The following is a 2,602-nucleotide window of genomic DNA, read 5'->3' as shown; positions in this document are numbered from 1 at the left end:
GGATTCTATAAAGATGACTTCTCCAGTACGGCTAATGATAGAGACAAAGCCCTGTTTATGCATGAGATGACTCATGTCTGGCAGTACCAACTGGGCTACAGGGTGAAGTGGCACGCCTTGTGGGTGACCAGTCGTGGTGCATCGGCATATCAGTATCAGCTAGCAGCCAGCGGAACGCTTTCTGATTACAACATGGAGCAGCAAGGCGAAATAATTTCTGATTATTTTATGATATGCGTTCTGCAAAAACCAAAATTTGTATGGGATCCTACGAATTCATCCAAGGAGCCAGCGCTTCTTGAAATTGCCGTGCAGAATTTTTTAAGTGATCCGAACGATACCTCTAGTTTGCCGAAGTGAGATCGTCATGAGAGTTTTTTGTGGATTAATTTTTTTGGCTTTTTTGTCCTTTGACGCCTATGCAACATCCAGGGGGTGGAATGGTGAGCCAAGAATTATCTCGATTGAAAATGTTCCCGCTGTCTGTCTGCCTGATGATGCTAAGGAAGAATTTCCAGTGAGTAGGGTTCTTCTTTCGGAAAGCTACGTCAGTAGGCCATTGGATTGGGAGTTGAAGCTAAAGCCTAACGCTGTCCCGTTGATCTTAAGGCCAGGCGATTGCATTAAGTTTGGCTATGTTCCAAATGGGTATTTGATAGATGAGGCGTCAAGGTTGAGTGAGCTGAAAATAAATACGACTTATGTGTTCATTGTGGATAGGGTTGGAGATGCTGATCATTATAATTATTTCTACTCGGCTGCCTTCTGTGTAGGGAAGAGCGCGAGTGGGGTGTATGAATATCTTCAATATAATCGCCTGCCGAATGGGGGCGAGGTAATTCCTTCCTGCGATTCAAAGAGAAGTAAAGCGGGTCTTTCATGGTGAGATCTGATGTTGCGTGTTTTGGTTTTTTTGCTTTGTCAGTCCCTGTGGATGTCCACTGTGAGCAAACTCCTTACCTCTCCATCAAGCTAGGGGATATTCCAAGGTGAGATTGAATGAAAGAGCTCATGGGTTTTCTACTTATTGCATTGGGAGGCTATGGGGCTACCGCCCAGGCAACACCCTGGGGTATGGCGAAGGATGCCGATATCAAGACGGTGGATGGCGTGGTTTCGATCTGCATACCCGCCTCTGACGCAGATGATGTTCCTATCGACTCTGTGTGGCTGACCGAGAGCAATCTCAATAATGGTGCCAGGCAAACCATGTGGGATATCGAGAAGGTCGCCGGTAGCGCGCCAATTGGCCTAAAGCCTGGAGAGTGCCTGAAGTATGGGGCGGAACTTCCCGGATACAACGTCAATGTCTCGGAGCAGGAGCTTAAGGCGGGAGTGACCTATAGGGTTCGCTTGAACATATTTATAAAGAATCCCAAACACACCAGTACGCTGTTCTATACCGCAGTATTTTGCCCGGTTGTTCGGGATGGCAAGGTCATTTATTTGCCCTACCGCTATGAGCCAGATGGGCGAGTGCTTAAACCGCGATGCGATGAGTAAGGAGAGTATTTTGAAAAATTCGTACATCGCAGTCATCAGCGGCGCTCTGATGGCATTTGGCTTGAGTGGTTGCGCGCAAAGTCAGAGTCAATCGTTTTCACCGCCCCCTGGGGGCGAGCAGGTCACGGTCACGGTGAAAGTGCCGAAGGACCTGGCGGCTGACACGATGCGGGTGATGTATCGCTCGCAGAAGTGTCAAGTCAAACGCTCGGGTGCGGACTGGACGAGTTATGAAGAAGACGGTCGCTATGCCATGGAGGTCGTGCCGCAGCGGCAGGGGCAAAGCGATCTGTATGTGGCGAAGCTGGATAGAAGCGGCGGTGGGCCCTGCCAGTGGAATCTGAGTAACGTGACCTTTGGTGTGCATTATGAGGATACGGCGCAGTTGGGGGAGGGGGTGAGGTATGGCTATGGCGGGGGAGTGATTGTGATTTTTGATAGAAACCTCCCGCAACGCAGGAGTATGGAAAGGGTTAGAGAAGTAAATGGAGATATTGTGATCCGCGAGGATTACTATCCATGGATTATTGAGACCTTCATTGGAGGTCATGAAAAGATAGTTGTGATAATGGGGGAGAAAAAATGTCTTTAGCTATCGAGCAAATTCCGCCCGAAATGTATTTTTTGAACCAATTCTTCATTCAGGACTTGTTGTTCGAAGTATTGGGGTCAAGGCTGGTGGCGGAGGGGTGGGGGAGAATATTTATCCTGACGGTACGCGAGAGTTCAGCAATTCCGATCCAAACCTTCGAAAACTAAGATCCATCAGTGCCGGTAAGGTTTCTCGCTAGCTCTCTGATTGGCACGTAGAAATGATCATCTGTCACTTCAAGGATGACTCCTCATGCACGATTACTCCCTTCGCACTGATACAATTTGCGCCGTCAAGAATGTCCAGTTCTTTACCCCACAAAAGCCTTACTGGCTGGAATTCCAACTGCTCGACGAGCGCAATGTGCCGCTGGCCCACCAGCCGTTCCGGGCGAGCAATGAGGCGACGCGCTGCGGCCTGGTCGCCGAGTTCAGCGGGGAAAGCGATGCCCGGGGCATCATCCGGCTGGAAGGATTGCACAAACTGGCGGTGACGCTATGGCTGACT

At 49.5% G+C, this 2,602-nt stretch carries 3 protein-coding genes and 2 pseudogenes; all 5 read left to right on the top strand.

What is annotated here, in order from left to right:
- A pseudogene (locus P3W75_RS04795) lies at positions 1–360 on the top strand (type VI secretion system Vgr family protein); the annotation flags it as partial.
- 7 nt (positions 361–367) lie between these two features.
- On the top strand, positions 368–886 hold the full coding sequence (locus P3W75_RS04790) for a hypothetical protein (protein ID WP_276226219.1): 519 nt from the start codon (positions 368–370) through the stop codon (positions 884–886).
- Positions 887–999: 113 nt separating this feature from the next.
- Positions 1,000–1,503: a hypothetical protein gene (locus P3W75_RS04785; RefSeq protein ID WP_276226218.1), complete on the top strand. Its 504-nt coding sequence runs from the start codon at positions 1,000–1,002 to the stop codon at positions 1,501–1,503.
- Positions 1,504–1,513: 10 nt separating this feature from the next.
- The gene (locus P3W75_RS04780; RefSeq protein WP_276226217.1) at positions 1,514–2,095 is read left to right on the top strand and encodes a hypothetical protein; all 582 of its coding nucleotides are present in this window, start codon (positions 1,514–1,516) and stop codon (positions 2,093–2,095) included.
- A gap of 252 nt (positions 2,096–2,347) precedes the next feature.
- Positions 2,348–2,602: pseudogene (locus P3W75_RS04775) on the top strand (lipase family protein); the annotation flags it as partial.

The sequence above is a fragment of the Pseudomonas citronellolis genome (genome assembly GCF_029335315.1).
In the GTDB taxonomy this organism is placed as follows: Bacteria; Pseudomonadota; Gammaproteobacteria; order Pseudomonadales; family Pseudomonadaceae; genus Pseudomonas; species Pseudomonas citronellolis_A.
This window is presented reverse-complemented; position numbering and strand designations above follow the sequence as displayed.

Excerpts from the sequence above, each read along its gene's own strand:
- P3W75_RS04785 (WP_276226218.1), top strand. The coding sequence starts at position 1,000 with ATGAAAGAGCTCATGGGTTTTCTACTTATTGCATTGGGAGGCTATGGG.
- P3W75_RS04790 (WP_276226219.1), top strand. The coding sequence starts at position 368 with ATGAGAGTTTTTTGTGGATTAATTTTTTTGGCTTTTTTGTCCTTTGAC.